Source organism: Azospirillum palustre, assembly GCF_002573965.1.
Classification (GTDB): domain Bacteria; phylum Pseudomonadota; class Alphaproteobacteria; order Azospirillales; family Azospirillaceae; genus Azospirillum; species Azospirillum palustre.
Map to the genome: position 1 here is coordinate 81,070 of NZ_PDKW01000043.1, position 24,381 is coordinate 105,450.

The 24,381-nt window shown below is 67.4% G+C and carries 23 protein-coding genes and 1 tRNA gene; 9 read left to right on the forward strand and 15 right to left on the reverse strand.

Annotation, left to right across the window (positions count from 1 at the left end):
• Positions 1–40: 40 nt before the first annotated feature.
• Positions 41–292 (reverse strand): hypothetical protein, encoded by a 252-nt coding sequence (locus CRT60_RS22795; RefSeq protein WP_098738874.1) that lies wholly within the window; start codon positions 290–292, stop codon positions 41–43.
• Positions 293–848: 556 nt separating this feature from the next.
• Between CRT60_RS22795 and CRT60_RS22800 the strand changes: the two genes are divergently transcribed.
• Both CRT60_RS22800 and CRT60_RS22805 read left to right on the forward strand, forming a co-directional pair.
• Positions 849–1,034 (forward strand): hypothetical protein, encoded by a 186-nt coding sequence (locus tag CRT60_RS22800; protein WP_143273364.1) that lies wholly within the window; start codon positions 849–851, stop codon positions 1,032–1,034.
• 150 nt (positions 1,035–1,184) lie between these two features.
• A complete protein-coding gene (locus tag CRT60_RS22805) occupies positions 1,185–1,403 on the forward strand; it encodes a hypothetical protein (protein ID WP_098738876.1) in 219 nt (72 codons plus the stop codon).
• 12 nt (positions 1,404–1,415) lie between these two features.
• Here the strand turns inward: CRT60_RS22805 and mtnA are convergent, their stop codons facing one another.
• Positions 1,416–2,507, reverse strand: coding sequence for an S-methyl-5-thioribose-1-phosphate isomerase (gene mtnA, locus CRT60_RS22810; protein WP_098738877.1), 1,092 nt, complete (start codon positions 2,505–2,507; stop codon positions 1,416–1,418).
• Between the two features lie 183 nt (positions 2,508–2,690).
• Here mtnA and CRT60_RS22815 point away from each other — a divergent pair, with 183 nt between their 5' ends.
• A complete protein-coding gene (locus CRT60_RS22815; RefSeq protein ID WP_098738878.1) occupies positions 2,691–4,355 on the forward strand; it encodes a sensor histidine kinase in 1,665 nt (554 codons plus the stop codon).
• A 99-nt stretch (positions 4,356–4,454) separates the two neighbouring features.
• Here the strand turns inward: CRT60_RS22815 and CRT60_RS22820 are convergent, their stop codons facing one another.
• The 3 genes from CRT60_RS22820 to CRT60_RS22830 all read right to left on the reverse strand — a co-directional run bounded on the left by CRT60_RS22820 (position 4,455) and on the right by CRT60_RS22830 (position 7,387).
• Positions 4,455–4,922, reverse strand: a complete 468-nt coding sequence (locus CRT60_RS22820) for a Dps family protein (protein ID WP_098738879.1) — start codon at positions 4,920–4,922, stop codon at positions 4,455–4,457.
• 198 nt (positions 4,923–5,120) lie between these two features.
• Entirely contained in the window at positions 5,121–6,833 is a 1,713-nt protein-coding gene (locus tag CRT60_RS22825) for a methyl-accepting chemotaxis protein (RefSeq protein ID WP_098738880.1), read from the reverse strand.
• A 65-nt stretch (positions 6,834–6,898) separates the two neighbouring features.
• The gene (locus CRT60_RS22830; RefSeq protein WP_098738881.1) at positions 6,899–7,387 is read right to left on the reverse strand and encodes a cache domain-containing protein; all 489 of its coding nucleotides are present in this window, start codon (positions 7,385–7,387) and stop codon (positions 6,899–6,901) included.
• A 624-nt stretch (positions 7,388–8,011) separates the two neighbouring features.
• Here CRT60_RS22830 and CRT60_RS22835 point away from each other — a divergent pair.
• Positions 8,012–10,051 (forward strand): elongation factor G, encoded by a 2,040-nt coding sequence (locus CRT60_RS22835; RefSeq protein ID WP_098738882.1) that lies wholly within the window; start codon positions 8,012–8,014, stop codon positions 10,049–10,051.
• Positions 10,052–10,106: 55 nt separating this feature from the next.
• On the opposite strand, the gene CRT60_RS22840 is transcribed toward CRT60_RS22835, so the two are convergent.
• Both CRT60_RS22840 and CRT60_RS22845 read right to left on the reverse strand, forming a co-directional pair.
• Positions 10,107–11,342, reverse strand: coding sequence for an argininosuccinate synthase (locus CRT60_RS22840; RefSeq protein WP_098738883.1), 1,236 nt, complete (start codon positions 11,340–11,342; stop codon positions 10,107–10,109).
• 108 nt (positions 11,343–11,450) lie between these two features.
• Positions 11,451–11,996 (reverse strand): SH3 domain-containing protein, encoded by a 546-nt coding sequence (locus tag CRT60_RS22845; RefSeq protein WP_244592707.1) that lies wholly within the window; start codon positions 11,994–11,996, stop codon positions 11,451–11,453.
• Between the two features lie 238 nt (positions 11,997–12,234).
• Between CRT60_RS22845 and CRT60_RS22850 the strand changes: the two genes are divergently transcribed.
• Positions 12,235–13,224, forward strand: coding sequence for a 2-hydroxyacid dehydrogenase (locus CRT60_RS22850; RefSeq protein WP_098738884.1), 990 nt, complete (start codon positions 12,235–12,237; stop codon positions 13,222–13,224).
• A gap of 42 nt (positions 13,225–13,266) precedes the next feature.
• On the opposite strand, the gene CRT60_RS22855 is transcribed toward CRT60_RS22850, so the two are convergent.
• The 4 genes from CRT60_RS22855 to CRT60_RS22870 form a co-directional block, all read right to left on the reverse strand.
• A complete protein-coding gene (locus CRT60_RS22855; RefSeq protein ID WP_098738885.1) occupies positions 13,267–13,725 on the reverse strand; it encodes a MarR family transcriptional regulator in 459 nt (152 codons plus the stop codon).
• A 122-nt stretch (positions 13,726–13,847) separates the two neighbouring features.
• On the reverse strand, positions 13,848–15,395 hold the full coding sequence (locus CRT60_RS22860; RefSeq protein ID WP_244592708.1) for a lysozyme inhibitor LprI family protein: 1,548 nt from the start codon (positions 15,393–15,395) through the stop codon (positions 13,848–13,850).
• A 118-nt stretch (positions 15,396–15,513) separates the two neighbouring features.
• Positions 15,514–16,170, reverse strand: a complete 657-nt coding sequence (trhA, locus tag CRT60_RS22865) for a PAQR family membrane homeostasis protein TrhA (RefSeq protein WP_161958117.1) — start codon at positions 16,168–16,170, stop codon at positions 15,514–15,516.
• 173 nt (positions 16,171–16,343) lie between these two features.
• Positions 16,344–16,613: a ribbon-helix-helix domain-containing protein gene (locus CRT60_RS22870; protein WP_098738887.1), complete on the reverse strand. Its 270-nt coding sequence runs from the start codon at positions 16,611–16,613 to the stop codon at positions 16,344–16,346.
• A gap of 152 nt (positions 16,614–16,765) precedes the next feature.
• Here CRT60_RS22870 and CRT60_RS22875 point away from each other — a divergent pair, with 152 nt between their 5' ends.
• Complete coding sequence (locus CRT60_RS22875) at positions 16,766–16,957, forward strand: hypothetical protein (protein ID WP_098738888.1); 192 nt, start codon at positions 16,766–16,768, stop codon at positions 16,955–16,957.
• 190 nt (positions 16,958–17,147) lie between these two features.
• Positions 17,148–17,762: a Hint domain-containing protein gene (locus CRT60_RS22880; RefSeq protein ID WP_098738889.1), complete on the forward strand. Its 615-nt coding sequence runs from the start codon at positions 17,148–17,150 to the stop codon at positions 17,760–17,762.
• A 614-nt stretch (positions 17,763–18,376) separates the two neighbouring features.
• Here the strand turns inward: CRT60_RS22880 and CRT60_RS22885 are convergent.
• The 4 genes from CRT60_RS22885 to CRT60_RS22900 all read right to left on the reverse strand — a co-directional run bounded on the left by CRT60_RS22885 (position 18,377) and on the right by CRT60_RS22900 (position 22,663).
• A complete protein-coding gene (locus CRT60_RS22885) occupies positions 18,377–19,267 on the reverse strand; it encodes a LysR family transcriptional regulator (RefSeq protein WP_098738890.1) in 891 nt (296 codons plus the stop codon).
• A gap of 255 nt (positions 19,268–19,522) precedes the next feature.
• The gene (locus CRT60_RS22890) at positions 19,523–20,974 is read right to left on the reverse strand and encodes a DHA2 family efflux MFS transporter permease subunit (protein ID WP_098738891.1); all 1,452 of its coding nucleotides are present in this window, start codon (positions 20,972–20,974) and stop codon (positions 19,523–19,525) included.
• A gap of 108 nt (positions 20,975–21,082) precedes the next feature.
• A complete protein-coding gene (locus CRT60_RS22895; protein ID WP_098738892.1) occupies positions 21,083–21,817 on the reverse strand; it encodes an aspartate/glutamate racemase family protein in 735 nt (244 codons plus the stop codon).
• A gap of 54 nt (positions 21,818–21,871) precedes the next feature.
• On the reverse strand, positions 21,872–22,663 hold the full coding sequence (locus tag CRT60_RS22900; protein WP_098738893.1) for an enoyl-CoA hydratase/isomerase family protein: 792 nt from the start codon (positions 22,661–22,663) through the stop codon (positions 21,872–21,874).
• A gap of 188 nt (positions 22,664–22,851) precedes the next feature.
• Between CRT60_RS22900 and CRT60_RS22905 the strand changes: the two genes are divergently transcribed.
• Both CRT60_RS22905 and CRT60_RS22910 read left to right on the forward strand, forming a co-directional pair.
• A tRNA-Gly gene (locus CRT60_RS22905) sits at positions 22,852–22,926 on the forward strand.
• Between the two features lie 147 nt (positions 22,927–23,073).
• Entirely contained in the window at positions 23,074–24,369 is a 1,296-nt protein-coding gene (locus tag CRT60_RS22910) for an RsmB/NOP family class I SAM-dependent RNA methyltransferase (RefSeq protein ID WP_098738894.1), read from the forward strand.
• The last annotated feature ends 12 nt before the right edge of the window (positions 24,370–24,381 follow it).

Genomic DNA, 24,381 nt, shown 5'->3' on the forward strand with positions numbered 1-24,381 from the left:
CAGATCAGCCGCCCCGTCCCCCCTCTGCACCCCTGGGCGCTCAGCGCCGGTGCCTGCCCTCGTCCGCCGTCAAGGCGCCGACCGCCGCGCCGGCGGCACCGCCCAGCAATCCGCCATAGACGGCGCTGCCGCCGGTGACGGCACCGATGGCCGCACCGCCGGCCGCACCGATGGCGCCGCCGGTCAGCGCGCGGTTCTCGCGATGGTTCAGGTTCGAACAGCCGCCGAGCAGGGTCGCGCCGATCATCAGCGCCATCGCCCCGGTGGTGAATGTCCGCATGGTGGTCTTCATCGGTCTCTTCCTTCGAACACAGGCACGTCGATAAGCCGACCGCCACCCTGTCGTCAGGCCGGGAACTGGCGGTCAAGCTTATGTTTGGTGAGTGGCGGCGGTCCTTGCTGTGACCATTTGGGGGTATCGCTCTCATCCGGTCGGGGCGCTCCACTCCTTTTGGATTGCAGGCGGCACGGAAGATTGGGCGGATGTGCGGCATAGACCATGCGGCGTGGCGTGCAGGCCAATTCCGGTGTCCGGTATCAGATATAACGCCATTTTCGTTATGGTTACCAAATGGTGTGGTAAGACCACGTAAATTGTGTACGGACGTTTGCAAATAGTTTGAAATTTTTCGATGAAAAATCCTTGTGAATTGCCTGGGAAACCCTTTAGGACCTCATCCATTACCCCTTGGGGAAGACAGAGATCGGCTCCGGCTGCGGGCGTGCAGACGTCCAATGCCGAAAGGCCGACACTGGGAAGACCAGAGATGACAATCGACGATAGCGACTTAGACAGGAATCGGCCGCTCCGCTCGCCATCCGACTCTCCGATGGGGCGGATCGTCGAGATGGCGTTCAGCGGCCTGTGGGTGATCCGGCAGCGGGGCGCCCTGGCGGAGGTCGGCGGCCGGCTCTGCTGGCCTGACCGCGCTTCGCTGGAGCAGGCTGCCGCGCGGGCCGGCATTCCGCTGTCCGCCGATGTTGTGCACACCGGCCGCCTCGATACCGACTGTTTCGACACCGGCCGCCGCTAGCCGGCCACCGATGGGGACGGTCCATTCACCTTCCGGGGGATGGAACAACGACGAACGGACAGTTGCACGGGCGGCAGGCTGCTCCCAATATCCGGAGGATCGGCAAAAGTCAGAACCGGCCGTCCCGCAATCTCCGTTTCATTGGGGCCTATGGAAGACATCGACCGCCAAAGAGCGCTTGCCTATTTCGAAAGGCTGGGAAAAGAGCGGGTTCGACTCTATACCGCCATCGACTGCGACCGTTATCTCGGTGACTGGCAGGTGCGTGAATTGGCCGATCAGTGGCTTGATGCCAAGAATGCGGAAGACAGGCCGCGCCAGTTGGGATGGCCGCTGCTGCGTCGGCTGCTGTCCAATCGCCGCTCCTGACCCATTTCCCCCTCACCCCCGCTCCGGAAACAGCCCCAGCAGACCTTCGCGCGAGGCGGCGCAGACGCCGCGCTCGGTGATCAGGCCGGTCACCAGCCTTGCCGGCGTGACGTCGAAGGCGTAATTCGCCACCGGGCTGCCGTCGGGTGTGACGCGCACCGTCTCGATCCGGCCATCGGCGGTGCGGCCGGTCAGTTCGCTCACCTCGCGGCCGTCGCGCTCCTCGATGGGAATCTCCCGCACGCCGTTGGCGATGGTCCAGTCGATGGTCGGCGAGGGCAGCCCGACATAGAAGGGCACATTGTTGTCGTGGGCGGCCAGCGCCTTCAGATAGGTGCCGATCTTGTTGCAGACGTCGCCGGTCGCGGTGGTGCGGTCGGTGCCGACGATGCACAGATCGACCCTGCCATGCTGCATCAGGTGGCCGCCGACATTGTCGGCGATCACGGTGTGGGGAACGCCATGCTGCTTCAGTTCCCAGGCGGTCAGGCTGGCGCCCTGGTTGCGCGGCCGCGTCTCGTCCACCCAGACATGCAGCGGGATGCCCTGTTCGAAGGCGGCATAGACCGGGGCGAGCGCCGTTCCCCAATCGACGGTGGCGAGCCAGCCGGCGTTGCAGTGGGTCAGCACATTCACCGGCTCCCCCGGTGCCTTGCGTTCCGCCGCGGCGCGGATCAATGCTGCGCCGTGCAGACCGATGGAGCGGTTGATCTCCACATCCTCGTCGGCGATGGCCGCGGCCTCCGCCTCGGCTGCGCCGACGCGTTGCGACTCGGGCAGGGGGACCAGCCGGCCGCGCATGCGCTCCAGCGCCCAGCGCAGGTTGACGGCGGTCGGGCGGGTCGCCAGCAGGGTGGCGCAGGCCTGTTCCAGCCCGTGGTCGCTGGCGTCGGTTCGCAGGGCCAGCGCCACGCCATAGGCCGCCGCCGCACCGATCAGCGGGGCGCCGCGCACCAGCATGGCGCGGATGGCGTGGGCGGCTTCTTCCAGGCTGGTCAGGCGGACGACGGCGAAGTCGTGCGGCAGCCTGGTCTGGTCGATGATGGCGACGACACCCTCGCCGTCCGGCCAGATGGTGCGATAGGCCGTCCCGTCGATCCGCATAAAACTATCCTCCCCATGCCTGCCGGAGTCTTGCCAAGTCCTCACCAACGCGGGATGACTTTGTCGGCACCCCACAATAGGTGGTGGCCGCTGCCGCTTCAACACGGGTAGCGTTCGGCGGAACCGTCACCCGCCGGGCGGTGTTACCGTTTCCGGCTAAGAATGAAGTGGCCGTATCTCCAGATGGTTTCCGACACGATGCCGTTGCGCGCGCTGCGTTCCCAATCCTCTCCGCTTTACCGGCTGCCCGGTTCGGCGCTGGTCCTGATCGCCTGCACCGCCGCGGTTCTGCTGACCATCGGGCTGTCGGCCGTCTTCGCCTGGCGCGACCGCAACGAGGCGGTCCAGCAGGCGACCGGCGTCGCCGGCAACATCGGGCTGCTGGCGGCGGAGCATGCCGCCCGTCTGATCGAGTCGGGCGACCTTCTGCTGACCCAGGCGGCGACATTGGCCAGTCCGGCCGGCACGCCGCTGCCCGACGATGTGGCGACCCGCGACCGCATGGCCTTGCTGGCGGCCAGCGCTCCCCATGTGGTCGGGCTGGAGATCCGCGATGCCGCTGGCGCCCTGCGGCTGTCGAGCCTGCCGGACGCAGCCCCCGGCGCCGGCATGCCCGCGCTGAAGCCGAATGGCATGACCATCGGCAGCGGCCGGATGGGCAGGCGCGCGGTGGTTGTCCTGGCGCAGCCTCTGCCGGGCGGTACGGCCGCCAGCGGTGCCGCGCCGCGCGGCTGGGCGGTGGCGGGGCTCGACGCGCGGGCCTTCCGCGATGTCTACCGCGCGCTCGACGTCGGCTACGGCCACAGCATCTCCATCATGCTGGCGGACGGAACGCCGCTGCTGCGCGAGCCGGAGGGCGGCGGCACCACGGGCGGCAATCCCGGGGATGAAGCCGCCAGCCACGCCGACGACATCACCGTGGCCCGTCCGATCGGCGACACCGGCCTGTCGGCCGCGGTCACCATCACCACCGAAAGCGTCCTGCGGCGCTGGAGCGAGCGCCTGTGGATTTACGCCGCCTTCGCCGCTGCGGCCTGCGCGACTGTGGCGGTGATCGGCGCGCTCGCCATCCAGCGCGCCCGGAAGGAACGCGAGGCCGAGGACGCCCTGCAACACGCCTACGACACGTTGGAGGAAAACGTCCATCAGCGCACCGCCCAGCTGGAGCGGGCCAACGCCCAGCTGGAAGCGGCGGTGACCGACAAGGAGGTGCTGCTGAAGGAGGTTCAGCACCGGGTGAAGAACAACCTTCAGGTCATTTGCAGCCTGCTGCGCCTGCAAGCCGCCCGCATCGACGAGAGGGCGCGGCGCGGTTTCGACGAGAGCCTGCGCCGCATCCAGACCATGAGCCTGCTGCACGAGCTGCTCCACCGTTCGGCCGAGCCGGCGCACCTCAATTTTGCCGACGCCTTGCGCCAGATGTGCGACGGGCTGGTCCGTTCCGACAACCCGACGGCCGCCCGGCTGGAGCTGGAGGCGCAGGACTGGATCGTCGATGCCGACCGCGCCACGCCGCTGGCCATCGCCACCAGCGAACTGGTGTCCAACGCCCTGCTGCACGCCTTCCCGCACGGCCATCCGGGCACGGTGCGCGTGCTGCTGGAGCGCGAGGAAAACGGCATGCGGCTGATCGTGCGCGACAACGGCGTCGGGCTGCCCGCTGGCATGCCGAGCCAGCACAAGCGCCCAAGCCGCGGCGGCGCCAGCAGCGGGCTCGGCCTGAATCTGGTGCAGGCGCTGTCGCACCAGGCTGGCGCCACGTTGAAGATCGAGCGCGACGGCGGGACAATCTTCACCCTGACCATTCCCAACCTGCCGGTCCGCCAGCACGCCAAGTCAGCGGCGTAAGGAAAGGGATCGGACCGAAAATGGAAAGGGCCTCCCCATCCTGCCCGACGGGGAGGCCCTGATCCTGTGCGGCCGACCGCCTTGCGGCCGGTGCGGTGACTACTCCAGCATGCTGCGCAGCATCCAGGCGGTCTTGTCGTGGATTTGCAGGCGCTGGGTCAGCAGGTCGGCGGTCGGCTCGTCGCTGCCCTGCTCGGCCAGCGGGAAGACGCCGCGGATGGTGCGGGCGGCAGCTTCGTGACCTTCGACCAGCTGGCGGATCATGTCGTTCGCCTTGGGAACGCCCGCCTCTTCCTTGATCGAGGCCAGCTGTGCGAACTGCGAGAAGCTGCCCGGCGCCGGATAGCCCAGGGCGCGGATACGCTCGGCGATCTCGTCCAGCGCGGTCCACAGCTCCGTATACTGGGTCATGAACATGGTGTGGAGCGTGTTGAACATCGGACCGGTGACGTTCCAGTGGAACGAATGGGTCTTGATGTAGAGCGCGAAGGTGTCGGCCAGAACCTTGTTCAGCCCTTCGGCGATGGATTTGCGGTCTGCGTCCGAGATCCCGATGTCGATCTTCATGCTTCGATCCTTGTTGTTGGGTCCTGCATCATACCCCGGCTCTAGCGCGGCCGTAAGCCGCCGCCGCCCCCGCGGCCCCGGGACAAGAGCTTGGGCGCAGGCGGATCGTTTCAAGTCCGATGCGACCAAACTTCGCGGGCAAACTTTGCGGGCAGGGGATGAGTCCCGGGCGCGTGCCTCCCCCTCTGCCCGTTCTTCTCAGCCCGCCCGAAGCCGGCCGATGAAGTTCGTCACCTCGCGGTTCAGCGTCACCGCCTGACCGTCCAGCAGTTCGGCGGCGCGCAACACCTCGCCGGCGGCGGTGCCGGTTTCCCCGGCGCTGGTGGAGACGGTGGCGATGGTATGGGAGACCTCGGCGGTGCCGGCGGCGGCCTCCTGCACGTTGCGGGTGATCTCCTGGGTGGCGGCGGCCTGCTGTTCCATGGCCCCGGCGATGGAGCCGACGATCTCGTCGATGCCGACCACCGTTTCGCCCACCCCCTTGATCGCGGTGACGGCGGCTCCGGTCACGCCCTGCATGGTGGCGATCTGGGCGCCGATCTCCTCGGTGGCCTTGGCGGTCTGGGTGGCGAGGTTCTTCACCTCGCTCGCCACCACGGCGAAGCCCTTGCCGGCCTCGCCCGCCCGCGCCGCTTCGATGGTCGCATTCAGCGCCAGCAGGTTGGTCTGGGCAGCGATGGAGTTGATCAGGCCGACGATCTCGCCGATGCGGTGGGCGGCGTCGGACAGGCCGACGACATGGGCGTTGGTCTCCTCCACCGCCCGCACCGCGCCGCGCACCATGTCGAAGGACCGGCGGACCTGATCGCCGATCTCGGCGATGGAGGCCGACATCTCCTCCGTCGCGGCGGCGGCGGTCTGGACGCTGGTGCCCGCCTGGGCGCTGGCGGCGGCGACGGTGGCGGCCTGCCGGTTGGCGCTGTTGGCGCGCTCCAGCATGCCGGCGGCGTTGCTGCGCACCTGATGGGCGCCGGAACCGACCAGCTGAACCACTTCCGCCACGCGGACTTCGAACAGGTCAGCCAGCTCCTGGATGGCGCGGCGCTTCTCCGCCTCGGCTTCCGCCTTCTGGCGCTGCTGGTCGGCGGTCAGCCGCTCCACCTCGCGGGCGTTGGTCTGGAACACCTCCAGCGCGCGGGCCATGGCGCCGATCTCGTTGCGCATCCAGCCGCCTTCGACCACGGTGTCGAGCTGTCCGGCGGCCAGATCGGCCGTGTTGCTCGACAGCCGCTGCATCGGCCGGGTGATGGAGCGGGCGAGCAGCAACCCGGCCGCCATCATCGCCAGCAGCAGCCCGCCCATCACCAGGGCGAACTCGCGGCGGGCCGATGCGGCGGCATCGCGGGTGGCCTGGGTGGCGGCGGCGGTGGAGCGGCCGATGGCCGCCTGCGTCTCCATCACCTTGGCGGTCAGGGCGGCGAACTGGTCGTCGGTGTGGGCCATCATCGGGATGCCGATCAGGCGGTCGATGGCCGCCATCTGGTTCATCTCGTCCACCGCCTTGGCATAGGCGCCGATCCGCACCGACACCTCGTCCAGCATCGCCCGCTCCGCCTCGACCAGCGGCATTGCCCGCAGTTCGGCAATGGCGGCGCGCGCCTTGCCCAGGTTGGCGGCGATGGCGTCGCGCATGGCCTGGAGCTTCTTCTCTTCGATCCCGGACCCCGACAGGGCCAGATGCCGGGACACGTCGCTGTGGATGACGTAGGCGATGGCGACCAGCCGGTCGATGCGGCCCAACTGTTCCGCCGCCTCGCGGTGGATGGCGTCCACGGCGCCCAGGGCCTGTTCCGACTGGCGGTCGGCCAGCGCCAGCGCCGCCACCGTCAGGACGATCCCCATCAGGGGGGCCGCGAACACACGTCCTGCCACCGGCAGGCCGGACAGACGCGCAAAGACACCGCCGCTCATGCTCACCCCCAACTGTTCCGTCCCCAACGGCCTTCCTGGCCGCTCACCGCCTTATGCAGCAGCCGTCACTTGTAGATGCCGACATAGGCGACCAGTTCCTGGCCGGGCACGCGCTTCACGTAGGTGATCTTCGATTCGATCCTGTTGCTGGCGGGGTTCAGCCAGCGATACTCGACCCAGCCCTCGCCCTCGCCCTTGTCCTTGGCGACGGCAAGCACGTCCTGGACGATGAAGCGGCCGTCCGGGTCCTTGACGTTGATGACGCTCTGTCCGACGCCGGCCGGACGCGGCGGGTAGACCTTCCACACGCCGGCGAAATCGATGACGTTGACGTAGATCTCACCGTGCTTGTAAGGACCGTCGGCGTTGAACGCCTTGGCGGCCTCGTCCAGGCCCTGGGCGGCGATCAGGTCCGCCGCCTTCAGGGTGATGGACTTCGCGTCCTCCTGCGTCGGCTTGGCCTGTTCGGCGACGGCCGGGCTGGACAGCGGGGCGGAAACGGCAGTCCCGACGGCAATCATGGCGACCGCCAGCAAACGAAACCACAGGCGCATGTGCACTTCCCCAAGGATTGCGGGGCGGACGGCAAACGCCGGACGCCCCTGACGTGTTTTGTCCGGCCGTCATCGCTTTCGCATGCGGCCATTATCCCATAAGGCTACTAGCAGAAGGTTTCATGCGTTTGTCCGCCCCATTTCGGCGCGATCATATTGCATTGCAGCATAGCAATATTACGAATGAATGGCGCGTGCCTGCATCCTTGGGAGGTATCGCCTTGCATTTAAAGGTATTATCCGTGCGGCTGGGTCGGCCGGACAGGGATGGGCGGGTCATCCGCGCACCGATGCGGCCTATCGACGCATCGGTTGCTCTCGAAGCCCGTGCGTGACGGTTTGCCGCCCCTTTTTTCCATCGACAGCCGCGCCGTTCAGGTGGAGCATCGAAAGTCCGATGCGGGCGTCCCGCCGGCTCCGGACCAGATGCGTTTTCCAGCGCCCGTCCGCCGCCGCCCGTCGCCTGATCCGGACGCAATCTTCTCGAAGTGCCAGGTCTTTAAAGTGCCAGTCTGAAGTGCCACACGCGAACGGGCCGCCCCGGCGGCCGGCGCCGGAGGCCCCTTTCCCGCCCTGGCCCCGTCCCCCGGTCACGACAGCCCGAAGCTTCGACGGGAGGTGTGAATGCCGCATACGCAAATCCGGACGGCGCGCTGCGCGGCGCTGGTCGGCCCCTATCTCGCCGGCAAAACGACACTGCTGGAAAGCCTGCTGTTCGCCGCCGGGGCCGTCACCCGCAAGGGCAGCGTGCGCGACGGCAATGCCGTGGGCGACAACTCGCCGGAGGCGAAGGCCCGGTCGATGAGCACCGAGCTGAACGTCGCCTCCTTCGATTACCTGGGGGAACGCTGGTCGATCCTGGACTGTCCCGGTTCGGTGGAACTGGCGGGGGAGGCGCAGGCGGCGCTGATGGTCGCCGACATCGCCATCGTCGTGGCGGAGGCCGCACCGGAGAAGGCGGTGCTGCTGGCCCCGCTGTTCAAGGTGCTGGACGATCACCGCATCCCGCATCTGCTGTTCATCAACAAGATCGACACGCTGGGCGATATCAGGGTGCGCGACGTCGTCGCCGCCTATCAGGAGGTCTCGACCCGCAAGCTGGTGCTGCGCGAGGTGCCGTTGCGCGAGAACGGCCAGATCACCGGGCTGGTCGATCTGGTCAGCGAGCGCGCCTGGCGCTTCAACCCGCACAAGCCGTCCGACCTGATCGCCCTGCCCGACGGCGCCCGCGACTGGGAGGCCGAGGCGCGGCAGGCGATGCTGGAATCCGCCGCCGACTTTGACGACGGACTGCTGGAAAAGCTGCTGGAGGACATGGCTCCCGACAGTGCCGAGCTTTACGAGACGCTGGCGCACGAGTTGGCCGACGACCTGATCGTGCCGGTCTTCTTCGGGTCGGCGGAGAACGACAACGGCATCCGCCGCCTGCTGAAGGCCCTGCGGCACGAAGGGCCGGAGGTTGCCATCACCGCGGCCCGCATCGACATCCCGGCCGACGCGGCGGTGGCGGCGCAGGTGGTGAAGACGATGATGGGGTCCCATGCCGGGAAGCTCAGCCTCGCCCGTATCTGGCGCGGCACCGTCACCGACGGCATGACGCTGGGGGCTGAGCGGGTGTCCGGCATCTTCCAGCAGTTCGGCCGCGACCAGACCAAGGTGCCGCAGGCCGTTGCCGGCGACCTCGTGGCGCTCGGCCGGCTGGAGAAGGCGGCGACCGGTGACCGGCTGACCGAGAAGGCCAATCTCGGCCCGCCCGCCGACTGGCCGGCCGCCGCCCCGCCGGTGCATGGGCTGGCGCTCCGCGCCGAGAACCGCAATGACGAGGTGAAGCTGTCCGCCGCCCTGCAGAAGCTGCGGGAGGAGGATCCGTCCCTGACGCTCGACCAGTCGGCCGAGACCGGGGAACTGGTGCTGTGGGGCCAGGGCGATGTACATCTGAAGCTGGCGATGGACCGGCTGCGCAGCCGCTTCAACGTCGCGGTGAAGGGCCAGCCGCCGCAGGTGCCCTACAAGGAGACGATCCGCAAGGGCACCGGCCACCATGCCCGCTTCAAGCGCCAGACCGGCGGCCATGGCCAGTTCGCCGACATCCATGTCGAGATCCGGCCGCTGCCGCGCGGGTCGGGCATCCAGTTCGAGGATGGGGTGGTCGGCGGCGCCGTACCGCGCCAGTACATTCCGGCGGTGGAGGCCGGCGTGCGCGACGCGGCGGTGCGCGGGCCGCTGGGTTTCCCGGTCGTGGATTTCGCAGTGGTGCTGACCGGCGGCCAGTTCCATGCCGTCGACAGTTCCGACATGGCCTTCAAGACGGTGGCGCGGCAGGCGATGGCCGATGCCCTGCCGACCTGCGAGCCGGTTCTGCTGGAGCCGATCCTGACCGTCACCATCGCGGTGCCCAGCGCCTTCACGCCGAAGGTTCAGCGTCTGGTCAGCGGACGGCGCGGCCAACTGCTGGGCTTCGATGCGCGGCCGGGCTGGCCCGGCTGGGACGAGGTGAAGGCGTGCATGCCCCAGGCCGACATGCAGGATCTGATCGTGGAACTGCGGTCGCTGACCTTCGGCGTCGGCAGTTACAGCGCCGAGTTCGACCGGCTTCAGGAGGTGGTCGGCAAGGCGGCCGACCGGGCCGTGGAAATCCGCCGCGACCTGCTGGCGGCACAATAGACGGAGGAACGCTCCCCCGCCCGGCTGGCGGGCGGGGGAGTGGTTCCAGCCTTACTTACCCGATCTTCTGCTTGGCCATCGCGCCCAGACGCAGGCGGAGCGCGTTCAGCTTGATGAAGCCTTCCGCGTCCTTCTGGTTGTAGACGCTGTCCTGCTCGAAGGTCACATAGTCCATGCGGTACAGCGAGTTGGGCGACTGGCGGCCGACGACCGTGACGTTGCCCTTGAACAGCTTCAGACGGACGGTGCCGTTGACCAGCGACTGGGTCTGGTCGATCAGCGCCTGGATGGCCAGACGCTCCGGGCTCCACCAATAGCCGCAATAGATCAGCTCGGCGTAGCGCGGCATCAGCTCGTCCTTCAGGTGGCCGGCGCCACGGTCGAGCGTGATGCTCTCCATCGCGCGGTGCGCCACCAGCAGGATGCTGCCGCCCGGGGTCTCATAGACGCCGCGCGACTTCATACCGACATAGCGGTTCTCGACAAGATCGAGACGGCCGATGCCGTTCTCGCCGCCCAGGCGGTTCAACTCGGTCAGCAGGGCCGCCGGCGACAGCGCCTTGCCGTCGATGGCGACCGCATCACCGTTCTTGAACTCGACCTCGATGTAGGTCGGGGTGTCCGGCGCCTTTTCCGGGGCGACGGAGCGGGTGTACATGTCCTCGTCCGGCTCGACCCACGGATCCTCCAGCGCCTTGCCCTCGTACGAGATGTGCAGGAGGTTGGCGTCGGTGGAGTAGGGGGCCTCGCCGCGCTTGTCCTTCGCGATCGGAATCTGGTTCTTCTCGGCGTAGTCCAGCAGCGTGGTGCGGCTGTTCAGGGTCCATTCGCGCCACGGCGCGATGACCGTGATGTCCGGGCGCAGGGCGTAATAGCCCAGCTCGAAGCGGACCTGGTCGTTGCCCTTGCCGGTGGCGCCATGGGCGACGGCATCGGCGCCGACCATGTTGGCGATCTCGATCTGGCGCTTGGCGATCAGCGGCCGGGCGATCGAGGTGCCGAGCAGGTAGGTACCTTCGTAGAGCGTGTTGGCGCGGAACATCGGGAAGACGAAATCGCGCACGAACTCTTCGCGCAGATCGTCGATGAAGATGTTTTCCGGCTTGATGCCCAGAAGCTCGGCCTTCTTGCGGGCGGGCTCCAACTCCTCGCCCTGGCCGAGGTCGGCGGTGAAGGTCACCACCTCGCAGGAATAGGTTTCCTGCAGCCACTTCAGGATGACCGAGGTGTCGAGGCCGCCCGAATAGGCGAGCACCACTTTCTTGATCTGTTTGCCGGACGCGCCGCTCATGGGACTGCTCTTGCAGTAGAGAAAGGTAAGGCCGCGACCGTACGGCCTTTCCCGCCCGCCTTCAAGCCCTGCCGGCGCCGATCTGTCCCTGGGAATGACAGGGACCGGCTACTCGATCTTCTCGCCGGGGTAGGTGCCCCAGAAATCGGCGCGCTTCATCCAGCCGCGATAGCCCTTCACATCGACCTCGCACCACTCGTCGCGGCACTTCTTCAGCGATCCGATGACACCGGGTTCCGCCCGCGCCACCACGCCGCTGTCGCCGCGCGGCGACTCATGGATCGCGCGGGTCTGGCCGACGATCAGAATGCCGCGGCGTCCCGACAGCGCGCTCTGGTGCACCCAGCCTTCCGCCCCCTCCCAATCGCGGATGCGGCGCCAGGTGTCGAATTCCTGGACGATCTCCACCGGCATGTCCTTGCGCTTGAACACCCATTCGATGGGGTAGCTGCCGTTGGGGCCGGAGCGCAGGTTCACCTCGCCGACGCGCACGGTGACGAAGCGGGGGATCGGCAGGCCCGACGCGTGGGTCGGGTCCTTTCCCTCCGCGGCGAGCGCCGTGCCTCCGCCCGTAACCGTGCCACCCGCGAAAAGCCCCGCCCCTAACCCCGCGATCAGGACCAGAGCGGCGAGGACGGAGCGGCGGACAGGCATGGCGGCACCGGAACAGGGATAGGGGAGGGCAAATTGGGCCGCACTATAGAGACCACCCGTTCGATAGGGCAAGCGCCGCCACCCCCATCGGACGGTGCGGCCAGCTTGCCGCAGGGTGGCCTTTCGCGACGGACTTCTGGACAGTCCAACGACCGCTTGGTATGGCAACCATGGACCGGAGCAGCCTGTGCCGAGACCGTCAGATGCGGGCAGCCGGGGCAAGGGAGGACCAGCACCGATGACCGACAAGAAGAAGCCGCTCGTTGTCGTCACCCGCAAGCTGCCGGACGTCATCGAGACGCGCATGATGGAGCTGTTCGACACCCGGCTCAATCCGGACGACGTGCCGCTCACCTCTGCCCAGATGCAGGACGCGATGAACATCGCCGAGGTGCTGGTGCCCACGGTCACCGACCGCATCGACCGCGCGCTGATCGAGGCCGCCGGGCCGCAGCTGCGGCTGATCGCCTCCTTCGGCACCGGTGTCGACCACATCGACCTGAAGGCGGCGCGCGAGCGCGGCATCGTCGTCACCAACACCCCCGGTGTCCTGACCGAGGACACCGCCGACATGACCATGGCGCTGCTGCTGGCCACCGCGCGCCGCGTGGCGGAGGGTGAGCGTCTGGTCCGCTCCGGCCAGTGGACCGGCTGGGGTCCGACCACCATGCTGGGCCACCGGATCAGCGGCAAGCGGCTGGGCATCCTGGGCATGGGCCGCATCGGCTCGGCGCTGGCCAAGCGGGCGCGCGCCTTCGGCATGTCTATCCACTACCACAACCGCCGCCGCGTCCATCCGGAGCTGGAGCAGGAACTGGAGGCGACCTACTGGTCCAGCCTGGACCAGATGCTGGCGCGGATGGACATCGTGTCGATCAACTGCCCGCACACGCCGGCCACCTACCATCTGTTGTCGGAACGCCGGCTGAAGCTGCTGCGCCCGCACTGCTACATCGTCAACACCTCGCGCGGCGAGGTGATCGACGAGGTGGCGCTGACCCGTATGCTGTCGAAGGGCGAGATCGCCGGCGCCGGCCTGGACGTGTTCGAGCATGAGCCGGCGGTCAACCCGAAGCTGCTGCGGCTGGACAATGTCGTCCTGCTGCCGCACATGGGCTCCGCCACCATCGAAGGCCGCATCGACATGGGCGAGAAGGTGGTGATCAACATCAAGACCTTCACCGACGGCCACGCCCCGCCCGACCGCGTTCTGGAAGCCCTGCTGTAAGACGCGGTTCCCTTCCCCTTCGGACAGGGGAGGGGGGCCGGTTCAGGACGCGGAGGCCTCCAGCGGGGCGGCCTCCCGTGCCGGGACCTCCTGCAGCTCCGCCTCCAGCCTTGCCTTGGCGGCGGCGGCCAGCTGCTCGTCGGCCTGGATGCGGGCCATGTCCTCCGGCGCGACGGCACCGGCGGCGATCACCAGCTCGGCGAAATCGGACAGATAGACGCTGCCCTTGACGGTGCGCTGGACCAGCACGTTGCGCTTGTCCTCGGCATCGCGCTTGCGCTTGACGAATCCCAGCACCGACAGACGGTCGAGCGCACGGGTGACAGCCGGCTTGGAAATGTTCAGCAGGGCAGCCAGACCGCGCACGGTGTGCGGCGGGTCGGTCAGATAAACCTGGAGAAGGATCGCCAATTGCCGCGCCGACAGGTCCGGCGCGTCCTTGCGGACGCTGGCGACCAGCGCGGTGCGCCACAACCCGAGCGCCTTGAGGTTCCGTGCCATGCCTCCCCCCGGAAAGCCGCGTGCGGTTCCGCAACCGCAGCACGCGCCGCGAAGTGTCGCTTACCCGAACGATGCAGGCAAGACTTTCGCGTTCCCGGGAGAAGGACGGCGCCGCTGCCTGCCTACTTTCCGTCCCGCTTCAGCACCACCGGTTTGGCCGTGCCGGTGACCAGCAGGTTTCCGCCGGTGAGCGGAACGACGGTCAGGCTGCTGCCGGCCGACACCGGGGCGAGGCTGACCGCTTGGCTGGCGGCGTTGGCGGCAGGCTTCACCCCGCCGGGGATCTCCTTGGGATCGAAGAAAGCGTCCTCTCCCTGGCCGGCGACGTCGTAGCCCGTGCATTCGCTGCCGACGCAGATGCTGGTCTCGTCGATGCGCGCCTTCCCGGCGGGAGCGTTGAAGGGCGCGTCGTCAGCCCCGCCGCCGCTCCAGCTCCAACTGCCGCGCAGCCAGTCCGGCAGGCGGGTGTCCTTCTGGACCTCCAGATTGTCGGTGATCAGGCCGATGCCGCCATTCAGCCCCTGGGCGGCCACCGCCTCGGCAATCTTGCGGGCTTCGGCGGCGGGAATGCCGTAGCGGGTGGCGATCTGCGGCGTCCAGGCCGTCACCGCACCGTCCACCGCCTTGCGCAGGCTGTCGCCCCAGCCGGGCGCAAACCAGCGCGGGTTGGACCAGCCGGAGGCATCCTTGACCAACTGGGGCAGTTGCGGGGCATCTGCGCCCTGATCGGCGCCCTGATTGGCGACGAACAGGCGCGGATCGACCGCCGACTTCATGCGGTCGATGCCCATCTGGCGGTAGGTGGCGAAGCGGATCGTGCCGGTGCGGTTGGAGGCCGCTTCCAGCATCGGGGCGAGCAGGTTGTCAACCGCCTTCCAGGCGGGGGTGGCGAGCAGGGCCTTGTCGTCGGGGCAGGCGGGATAGGCGCCGAAATTGTCGCGGTTGCTGCCATAGAGCGGCTCCATCGCCTTCCAGGCCGCCGCTCCGCGCTTCTCCATCACCGAACAGGGCCACGCCATCTCCACCTCGTCGCTGACGACGCGCAGAGCGGTGAGGAAACCGTCGTCGGTGGCGAGATCGACCCCGGATGCCGTCTCGCGGGCATAGGAATCCTCAATGCCGGCGATGGCCTCACGCAGCAGCGCCTCCGCCTTCGCGCGGTCGGGGGAGGGGCCGAAGCGCAGCAGGTAGGCGTTCCATCCCTTGCCCAGCCCGCCGCGGATTTCGGCAAGCCGTTTGGCGGCGCCGGCCGGATCGCCGGCGATGCCGTCGACGATGGCGGACATCGCGGCGACTGCCTTCGGCATCGAGTCGGACAGCGCGGTGCGCCGGGCATCCAGCACCGGGCCGAGGCAGGGGCCGGGGGCTGCCGCGGTCGCACACTGGTTGCGCTGCGCCAGCCAGGCCCGCTGTTCCGTCCGCAGCCGGTCACGGTCGGCGGCGGCGGACAGATCCTGCAGCGCCTTGTAGAGGCCGGCGATCTCCCGGTCGGCATCGGCCAGCTTGGGATCGGCGCAGATCGCCTTTTCCACCGGCGTGGAGGCCGCCTTGCAGTCGAAGGACGGTTCAGCCCTTGCGGCCCCGCCGACGACCATGATCGAGAGCGCCGCCGCAGCCCCCGCAAGCATTGCGCCGCCGATGGACGGCTTCCCGTTTTTGCGCGTGTCCATAACCGTTCGGTTTTTCTCTGCCCGGCCCATCATGCCTTCCTGGGACTGTGATCCGCGGAAGATACGGAATCCGTTGCGGCTTGTCCTCTGCCTCCCTGGCAAATCCAGGGAGCGACATTCAAAGAAAAGCGACTGCGATTGCGGCGAAATGGCAGCTGGCCGCAGCCAGCACGAACAGGTGCCAGACGGCGTTGTTGTAGGGCATGCGATCCATCAGGTGGAAGACGACGCCGACGGTGTAAACCAGCCCGCCGGCGACCAGCAGCCACAGGGCAGGCGCCGACAATGCCGATCCGAGCGGTTCCAGCGCCGTGACCACCGCCCAGCCCAGTCCGAGATAGAGCGCCATCCCCAGCCGGTTGAAGCGACCCGGAAAGCGCAGCTTCAGCGCGGCGCCGAAGGCGGCCCCGCCCCAGACGGCGCCACCCAGCCAGATCCCTTGGCCCATCCCTTGGCCCAGCCCAAGCGTGAAGGGCGTGTAGGTGCCGGCGATCATCACGAAGATCATGGCATGGTCGATCCGCCGCAGCATCGCCTTGCCGAAGCCGGGCGGGGCGAGGTTGTAGGCGGCCGAGGCCGTCAGCATCCCCACCAGACCCAGGCCGTAGACGGTCAGCGCCAGTGCCGTATGGACCGGCACGGCGCCGGAAAACACACCTTCATTCAGCAGCCAGACGAAACCGGTGAGGCCGGCGATGACGCCGACGGCATGGACGACCGCATCGGCCCGCTGTTCACCGACGCTGTAGACGGGAAACTGGTGGGCATCCGGCATTGGCACACCGCTTCGGTCGACGCGAAAGAGAGAAGTCGGCCGCCGGAATGGGGCCTGCGTCGAACATGGTGTGCCGGCAGCGGCCACGCCAGCGGTCCTGTCCGATGGAAAGAACCCGGCGGGCGCGGCTTCGGAGAACCGCTTATGCCTGACGGAACGGCCGCGTTACGCCGTTACTCCGCTGCGAAGGCCACGGCCGCGGTGTGGCGGTGGCGCGGCATCGGCTCCGACAGGTTGGCGGCCTTGCGGAAGTAGCACAAGGCATAGACACGGACGCAGCCGGTGAGATTGTCGCAGTCCTGGCGTTCGGCATCGATCTTCGACACCAGTTCGCTCATCGTCATGAACTCGCGGGCGCAGATTTCCTCAAGCGACTCCCACTCCACCGGCATCAGCTTCATGCTGGTCCGCTTGCCGTTCACCCTGATGTTGCGCATGTGCATGGGAGAGCCCTCCGTTGCTGATGCATAAATGGGTATGCGAAACGGCGGGGTGTGTGCTGTGAAGTTTTTCACAGGGAAAATGACCCTCCGAGCGGGGAGCCGTCGAAGGGCCGGGCGGGCATCATGGGATCGACATCGGATCGGGGGACGGCATGACGCCAAACGAAGCCTTGCGTGCGATCATGAACGAGGCGGCGGCGGCACGTTCCGCCCTGTGCGAGAACGAACTGGTCATCCGTCTGGACAACATCCTCGCCATTGCCCGCGAAGCGCTGGAGTGGCAGGACGGGGACGAAATGCCGCAGCCGTCATGGAACGAAGGCGGCGGTTGCCCGGAGCGGTGAGGGGGAGGTCGCGGTCACGTCCAAGGTGCTGAGACAATTGGTCACGGGTGGTCGTAAATCTGCACAACTTCGCACACCTACGAATTGCATAGGGGAGTAACCTTCCGGACTTACCACCGTCGTTCCCAGTCTGGAAAATCAGGAAGGGCAGGCGGAGGGTTTCTCAAACCGAAATGGGACTTCCCAGGCAATGGTTCCGATCGCGACTCCGACCTGCATCCTCCGCGGCACTTACGTTCGTTCCATGTTCGGCGATGTGCCCGTCGAAAGCCTGAAGATCGGCGATATGATCAAGTCGTCGGTGACCGGTGAGTTCCGTTCGATCCGTTGGATCGGCCGGCGTCTGCTGGCGGGCTCGTCCCTCGATACCGAGCATCTGCGCAAGGTCCATCTGCCGGTGCGGATCGCCCGTGACGCCATCGCCCAGAACATGCCGTCCCGCGATCTCTATATCTCCCCGAGCCACGCGCTGCTGATCGGCGAGTACGGAGTTTCGGCCCGTCTGCTGATCAACGGCTCGTCGATCCGGCAGGTGGATGCGATGGAGGAGATCGAGTATTTCCACATCGAACTCGACAGCCATGACGGCATGTACGCCGAAGGGCTGCCGGTCGAGACCTATCTCGAAGCCGACAACCGTCAGGCCTACGACAACGCTGCCGAGTATGAGGCGCTGTATCCGGGAGACGATCCGCGCATTCAGGACCCCTGTGTGAAGATCGACATCCCGCTGGCCGCCCTGGAGCAAATCCGCAAGAACGTGAACAAGCACGCCGAGCAGATCGAAACGGCCGAACTGGCCTGAAGCCGAACTTGGCCGGCCTGTGGGCCGATTGTCGATTGTAAGTGAGGGGCCGTCCTGTGGGGCGGCCCTTTTGCATTGGCGGAGGCATGTCGAGCGAGCGGGCGGCGTTCTGCATGCCTCCGGTTCGACCGGGCGCCCCATCCCCGGTGATGACCTGCCGCTGGGAATGATGCCCTGGGCAAAGACGGACCTCGACTACCGGCCATCTTGCAGCCGGCGATCACAGCCAGCCGGGACCATGCAGATTGTGGCCCCCAGCGTAGCCCAGCCCTGTGCACAAAAAAACCGCCGCTAACCCGATGGATTAGCGGCGAGTTGAACAGGGAGGCTTCACGTCTGGGAGACGCTGGGTCCGAGGACCCAACCCCGGAGGGGAGACCTCCGGGACGAAACATCAGATGCTGCGTCGCAACATCCAACGATCAAAATTTGACCATTCTGCTGCCAACTTTCCAGGCACAAATGTATAAATCTACCATGCAAGACACGCATGGCTTCTGAAGTCCCTTAGGAAGCTAATAAAAATGCCAAAAACGACAGCGCCGCTCCGGTAAGTTGGAGCGGCGCTGTCGTTTTTGGCAATTCTCTTACGGGATCACTAAAAATGTTCGTGGTCAGAACGGAGTTTCTGCCACTTTTTTAACCAGGAAGTCGCGGAAGACGGCGATGCGCTTGGAATGGCGCAATTCTTCGGCATAAACGAAGTAGGCGTCGACCTTCGGCCCGTCGACATCCGGCAGGATCCGCGTCACGTCCTTGGAGAAGCTGTCGACCAGGAAGTCGGGCAGCGCGCCGATGCCAAGCCCGCTCTCCACCGCACGGTAGATGGCGTAGACGCTGTTGACCTGCAGGATCGGTTTCCGGTTGGGCGACGGATCGCCCATTTCCATGATCCAGTTGACGTTGGGGATCGGTGCCCGCACGTCGGGCGGATAGGTGATCAGATCGTGGTTGTCCAGCTCCGCCAGCGTCTTCGGCGAGCCCTTCTTCTTCAGGTAGCTCTGGCTGGCATAGAGGTGGAAGCGGATCGACATCAGGTGCCGCTGGATCAGGTCCGGCTGGCGCGGCGTGTTCATGCGGATGGCGATGTCCGCCTCGCGCATCGCCAGATCCAGCTCGTCGTCATCGATCAGCAGCGTCAACTGTATGTCGGGGTAGATCGACATGAACTCGTTGATGCGCGGCGTCAGCCAAGTCGATCCGAAGGCGACGGTCGTCGTCACCCGCAGCGGGCCCTTGGGATGCTCCCGGCTTTCGGTCAGCATCGCCTCGGTCATCGACAGTTTGGCGAAGACGTCGCGGGCGGTGCGGTGAAGCAACTCGCCCTGTTCGGTCAGGATCAGCCCACGGGCGTGGCGGTGAAACAGTGGAACGCCCAGGCTTTCCTCAAGCGCGCTGATCTGGCGGCTGACCGCCGACTGGCTGAGGTTCAACGTCTCGCCGGCGTGCGTGAAGCTGCCGGCTTCGGCCACCGCGTGGAAGACCCGAAGCTTGTCCCAATCCATCATGCTGTCCCGCCCCGATGCGCAACCGCCCGGAGCCTCCCATTTATCTTGAGGACGGCGCATGGCCGCCATGCATGTTTATAGCGGGAACGCGCCCGGAACGCACGCGCTAGTAAAAGCGATTCGCACGAAAATTAATCATGATCACCGGAGTTATTCTCATCCGAAGTCACAGCGATCCGGGCATATCCGTATAATGGATAGGGATGTTTGCGATGCTCGGAAACGGGGCGGCGGTCGTTCGCCCCCGTTTTGCTAATCCGCGGCGTCGGTCAGGGCGGCGGCCTTGACCGTCGCGCTGCGGGCATCGCCCTCCGGCTTGTCCGGACCGCGGTGGCCGATATGTCCGCTGATTTCGTCGCCAGCATCGGCGGGCAGGCGCCAGAAGGGCAGGCTGGAGGCGCAGGCCATCAGCCCCACCGTCAGGAAGGCGGGAACGAAAGAGGCCGGGGTCAGCGTGCCGCTCCACTGCACGGTCAGGTGAAGCGTGGTGGCGCCGACGGCGACGCCGAGGCTCATCGACAGCTGCTGCATCACGCTGGCCAGCGTGTTGGCGCGGCTTGTCATCGGCTGCGGCACCTCGGCATAGCTCAGCGTATTCATGCCGGTGAATTGCAGCGACCGGAAGAAGCCGCCCAGCAGCAAGGCGCCGAGGATCACCAGATGCGGCGTGTCGGGGCGGAAGGCGCCGTAGCTGGCCAGGATCACGCCGCTGACGATGGAGTTCAACGTCAGCACCGGACGGAAGCCGAAGCGGCGCAGGATCGGGCCGGCCAGCGCCTTCATGGTCAGGGCGCCCGCCGCCCCGGCGAAGGTGAGGGCGCCCGACTCGAAGGCGGTCAGGCCGAAGCCGATCTGCAGCATCACCGGCATCAGGAAGGGCACCGCGCCGATGCCGATGCGGAACAGGGTGCCGCCCAGCACCGACGCCCGGTAGGTTTGCAGCCGGAACAGCGACGGGTCCAGCACCGGCCGCGCCACCTGCCGGGCATGGCGCAGATAGGCCAAAGTCGCCAGCAGCGCCACCGCCAGCAGGATCGCCACCGCAGTGGCCGGCAGCAGGTCGCGCCCGACATTCTCGAAGCCGAACATGAAGGCGGCCAGCGCGACGGAACTCCACAGGAAGCCGCGGGCGTCGAACGGGTCGCGCTGCTCCTCCTTCAGGTTGGGGATCAGCGCCAGCACCAGGGCGATGCCCACCAGCCCGATCGGCACGTTGATGAAGAAGATCCAGCGCCAGGAGGCGTAGGTGGTGATCGCCCCGCCGACCAGCGGACCCAGCGCCGGCCCGATCAGCGCCGGCAGGGTCATCCGCGCCATCGCCGTCACCAGCTGGTCCTTCGGCACGGTGCGCAGCAGGATCAGCCGGCCGACCGGCACCATCATCGCCCCGCCCATGCCCTGGAGGATGCGGGCGGCCACCAGCTCCGCCAGCCCGTTCGACAGGCCGCAGGCGATGGACCCCGCCATGAAGACGCCGATGGCGCTGGCGAAGACGGTGCGGGCGCCGTACCGGTCGGCCGCCCAGCCGCTGACCGGCAGGAACACCGCCAGCGCCAGCATGTAGGAGGTCATCGCCAGACTGAGCCGCAGCGGATCCTCGCCCATCGACTGCGCGATCCCCGGCAGGGCGGTGGCGATCACCGTCGAGTCGAGATTCTCCATGAACAGGGCGCAGGCGATGATCAGCGGGGTGACGCGCGACATGACGGACCGTCAGGCAGGAAGCAGAACCCTACGAATGTGAGGCGTCCCGCCGCATTGACCATCGCCCATGCGAAAGCCCTGCCATGCGTAAGCGCGGTCAGAGACGGATCACCCGGCCGCGGAGACGAAGTCCACCGCCGCCTGCGTGTGCAGCCGCGTGGTGTCGAACACCGGGAAGCCCGGCAGGTCGGGCTGGTCGATCAGCAGGAAGATCTCGGTGCAGCCCAGGATCACGCCCCCGGCGCCGCGGCGGCGCAGATCCTCGACGATGCGCAGGTACTCGGCCTTGGAGTCGGGGCGGAGGTCGCGCCGCACCAGCTCGTCGAAGATGATGCGGTCGACAAGGGCCCGGTCGGCCTCGTCGGGCACCAGAAGCTCGACGCCGAAACGGTCGCGGAACCGTTCCGCCAGCAGGTCGGACCGCATGGTCGCCGCGGTGCCGAGCAGGCCGACCCGCTGCAGCCCGGCCTTCGCGATCGCCTCGCCCGTCGGGTCGGCGATGTGGATGAAAGGGATGCTGCGGCCGGCCATGATCGGCTCGACCACCCGGTGCATGGTGTTGGACACGCAGATGACCAGATCGGCGCCGGCCCGCTCCAGCGCGTCGACCTTGCCTGAGAGATAGCGTTCGGCGCCGTTCCAGTCGCCGGTGCGGACGAAATGCTCGATGTTGCCGAAATTCACGCTGACGATGACGATCTCGCCGTTGTCCCAGCCGCCCAGCCGGGTATTCAGCCCGTCGTTGAGAAGACGGTAATATTCCCCGGTGGCCTGATTGCTCATGCCGCCGAGCACACCGATGGTCTTCTGCGGCAGGGGGCGGACGGTTGGATGGATCGTCATCGCGGTGTTTCTCCTTATTGGCTCGTTCCTGAACAGGCCGCCAGCCTTATCACGTCACCGTCCGCTGAACACCGGCTTCCGCTTTTCCAGGAACGCGCGGTAGCCCTCGCGGAAATCCCCGGTGCCGAAGCAGCGGTAGCATTCGGCGATCTCGGCCTCGGTCAGCGGTGCCGGATCGGACAGGCGGCGGACATAGCGCTTGTGCAGGGTCGCGGCCAGCGGCGCGCCGGCGGCGATGCGCTGGATCGTGGCGGCGATCTCCGCTTCGAAGCCTTCATCCGGGACGATGCGGTGGACGAGCTTCTTGTCCTTGGCCTCCGCCGCACCGAAGATGCGGCCCTCCAGCAGGATTTCCAGCGCCGCCGGACCGCCGGCGACGTCGGCCACCAGCTTCAGCTCCGTCGGTCCCATGGAGATGCCGAGCCGGCTGACCGGCACACCGAAGCGGCTGCTCTCCGAACAGACCCGCAGGTCGCAGGCCAGCGCCACCGCAAGGCCGATGCCGCAGCAGGGGCCGTCGATGGCGGCCAGAACCGGATGGCGCAAGGCACGCAGGCCATCCAGCCCTTCGTCCATCAGATCGCCGTAGCTCGCCCCCTGTTCGGGGCTGTTGCGCTCGCTCTCGAACTCCGAGATGTCGGCGCCGGGGGAGAAGGTGCGGGCGCCGTTGGCGCCGGGACCGCCGCGCATGACGACGACGCGGACTCCGTCATCGGCCTCCAGCGCGCCCAGGTGCCCGATCAGGGCGTGCCACATCGGCTTGTCGAAGGCGTTCAGCTTGTCCGGGTTGGACAGGGTCAGGGTCGCGACGACTCCATCGCGGGTCAGGGTGATGGTGCCGGCCATGCCGCAGTCTCCATCCGTTGCCGTATGGCCGCGTACCATAGCGCCCTGTTGCCGGGACGCAAGGCGCCCGGTGCCGCGGTGCGGAAAGGGCAGGGGAGGCCGTCGCGAAAAAAGTGAGGGGAGGGTGAATTTTCCTCTTGCGGCGGAGGCCGTGTTTCCGTAGAAAGCGGCTCCCGGACGACGGGAGCGCGGGCGTAGCTCAGGGGTAGAGCACAACCTTGCCAAGGTTGGGGTCGAGGGTTCGAATCCCTTCGCCCGCTCCAGTTCTCCGGTAAAAGCGAAGATCAAAGGGCCGGGCGGCAACGCACCGGCCCTTCGCTTTTCCGGCCTCCGCGGCCCGGCAACGGGCTTTTGAAATCGCTGGGTATCCCGTATCGACACTGGCCGTCCGGCGCGCTAGATCCATACACATGACCGACACTTCCCTCGCCGCCCGCGGCGTTGCGCTCGACTTGCTGCGCGACGTGCTGCGCAAGTCCGTCCCCTTCGACGACGCGTTCGACGCGCATCCCGAACTGGCGGCGTTGCAGCCGCGCGACCGCGGCTTCGTCCGCCTGCTGGTCGCCACCGTCCTGCGCCGTCTGGGCCAGATCGACGAGATGATCCAGGCCAGCCTCGCCAAGCCGGGCCTGCCCAAGGCGGCCATCCACGACATGCTGCGGCTGGGCACGGCGCAGCTGGTGTTCCTGAACACCCCCGCCCACGCCGCCGTCGACACCGCGGTGGAACTGGCGGCAGCGCGCAACGCCGCTCCCTACAAGGGGCTGATCAATGCCGTGCTGCGCCGCATCGGGCGCGAGGGGGCGGAGATGGCGGCGCGGCAGGATGCCGGGCGGCTGAACACGCCGGACTGGCTGTGGCTGTCCTGGCGCTCCGCCTACGGCACTGCCCGCACCCGCGGCATCGTCGAGGCGCACCTGCACGAGGCGCCGCTCGACATCACGGTGAAGTCCGATCCGGAGGGCTGGGCGGAACGGCTGGGCGCCACCTTGCTGCCGACCGGATCGCTGCGCCGTCCGACCGGCGGGTCGGTGACCGAGCTTCCGGGCTTCGAGGACGGGGAATGGTGGATCCAGGATCTCGCCGCCTCGCTGCCGGCCAAGCTGTTCGGCGATCTGGCGCGCAAGCGGGTGTTCGACCTGTGCGCCGCCCCCGGCGGCAAGACGGCGCAGCTGGTGGTGCGGGGCGCGCGGGTCACCGCCATCGACCGCTCGGCCCGCCGGCTTGAGCGGGTGACGGAGAACCTGAAGCGCCTGCGCCTTGAGGCCGATGTGCTGGCCGCCGACGCCACCACCTGGGAGCCGGAGGAGCCGGCCGACGCCGTGCTGCTCGATGCGCCCTGCTCGGCTACGGGTGCGATCCGGCGCCATCCCGATATCCTGCGGGTCAAGACGCCCGACGACATAGCCAAGCTGGCCCGCGCCCAGTCGCGGCTGCTCGCCCGCTCGGTCGAGCTGGTGAAGCCCGGCGGCACGCTGATCTACTGCACCTGCTCGATCCAGCCGGAGGAGGGGGAGGTGCAGATCGCCCGCCTGCTGGAACAGGACAAGCGGATGGAGCGTTGGCCTGTGACCGCCGACGAGCTCGGCGGCCTGTCGGAGCCGATCAACGAGGTGGGGGAGGTTCGCAGCCTGCCGGGCATGCTGGCCGATCTCGGCGGGATCGACGGCTTCTTCGTGGCACGCCTGCGCCGACGCCAGGGGTGAAGCCTTTTGCGG

Excerpts from the sequence above, each read along its gene's own strand:
- CRT60_RS22795 (WP_098738874.1), bottom strand. The coding sequence starts at position 292 with ATGAAGACCACCATGCGGACATTCACCACCGGGGCGATGGCGCTGATG.
- CRT60_RS22800 (WP_143273364.1), top strand. The coding sequence starts at position 849 with ATGGCGTTCAGCGGCCTGTGGGTGATCCGGCAGCGGGGCGCCCTGGCG.
- CRT60_RS22805 (WP_098738876.1), top strand. The coding sequence starts at position 1,185 with ATGGAAGACATCGACCGCCAAAGAGCGCTTGCCTATTTCGAAAGGCTG.
- mtnA (WP_098738877.1), bottom strand. The coding sequence starts at position 2,507 with ATGCGGATCGACGGGACGGCCTATCGCACCATCTGGCCGGACGGCGAG.
- CRT60_RS22815 (WP_098738878.1), top strand. The coding sequence starts at position 2,691 with ATGGTTTCCGACACGATGCCGTTGCGCGCGCTGCGTTCCCAATCCTCT.
- CRT60_RS22820 (WP_098738879.1), bottom strand. The coding sequence starts at position 4,922 with ATGAAGATCGACATCGGGATCTCGGACGCAGACCGCAAATCCATCGCC.
- CRT60_RS22825 (WP_098738880.1), bottom strand. The coding sequence starts at position 6,833 with ATGAGCGGCGGTGTCTTTGCGCGTCTGTCCGGCCTGCCGGTGGCAGGA.
- CRT60_RS22830 (WP_098738881.1), bottom strand. The coding sequence starts at position 7,387 with ATGCGCCTGTGGTTTCGTTTGCTGGCGGTCGCCATGATTGCCGTCGGG.
- CRT60_RS22835 (WP_098738882.1), top strand. The coding sequence starts at position 8,012 with ATGCCGCATACGCAAATCCGGACGGCGCGCTGCGCGGCGCTGGTCGGC.
- CRT60_RS22840 (WP_098738883.1), bottom strand. The coding sequence starts at position 11,342 with ATGAGCGGCGCGTCCGGCAAACAGATCAAGAAAGTGGTGCTCGCCTAT.
- CRT60_RS22845 (WP_244592707.1), bottom strand. The coding sequence starts at position 11,996 with ATGCCTGTCCGCCGCTCCGTCCTCGCCGCTCTGGTCCTGATCGCGGGG.
- CRT60_RS22850 (WP_098738884.1), top strand. The coding sequence starts at position 12,235 with ATGACCGACAAGAAGAAGCCGCTCGTTGTCGTCACCCGCAAGCTGCCG.
- CRT60_RS22855 (WP_098738885.1), bottom strand. The coding sequence starts at position 13,725 with ATGGCACGGAACCTCAAGGCGCTCGGGTTGTGGCGCACCGCGCTGGTC.
- CRT60_RS22860 (WP_244592708.1), bottom strand. The coding sequence starts at position 15,395 with ATGGACACGCGCAAAAACGGGAAGCCGTCCATCGGCGGCGCAATGCTT.
- trhA (WP_161958117.1), bottom strand. The coding sequence starts at position 16,170 with ATGCCGGATGCCCACCAGTTTCCCGTCTACAGCGTCGGTGAACAGCGG.
- CRT60_RS22870 (WP_098738887.1), bottom strand. The coding sequence starts at position 16,613 with ATGCACATGCGCAACATCAGGGTGAACGGCAAGCGGACCAGCATGAAG.
- CRT60_RS22875 (WP_098738888.1), top strand. The coding sequence starts at position 16,766 with ATGACGCCAAACGAAGCCTTGCGTGCGATCATGAACGAGGCGGCGGCG.
- CRT60_RS22880 (WP_098738889.1), top strand. The coding sequence starts at position 17,148 with ATGGTTCCGATCGCGACTCCGACCTGCATCCTCCGCGGCACTTACGTT.
- CRT60_RS22885 (WP_098738890.1), bottom strand. The coding sequence starts at position 19,267 with ATGGATTGGGACAAGCTTCGGGTCTTCCACGCGGTGGCCGAAGCCGGC.
- CRT60_RS22890 (WP_098738891.1), bottom strand. The coding sequence starts at position 20,974 with ATGTCGCGCGTCACCCCGCTGATCATCGCCTGCGCCCTGTTCATGGAG.
- CRT60_RS22895 (WP_098738892.1), bottom strand. The coding sequence starts at position 21,817 with ATGACGATCCATCCAACCGTCCGCCCCCTGCCGCAGAAGACCATCGGT.
- CRT60_RS22900 (WP_098738893.1), bottom strand. The coding sequence starts at position 22,663 with ATGGCCGGCACCATCACCCTGACCCGCGATGGAGTCGTCGCGACCCTG.
- CRT60_RS22910 (WP_098738894.1), top strand. The coding sequence starts at position 23,074 with ATGACCGACACTTCCCTCGCCGCCCGCGGCGTTGCGCTCGACTTGCTG.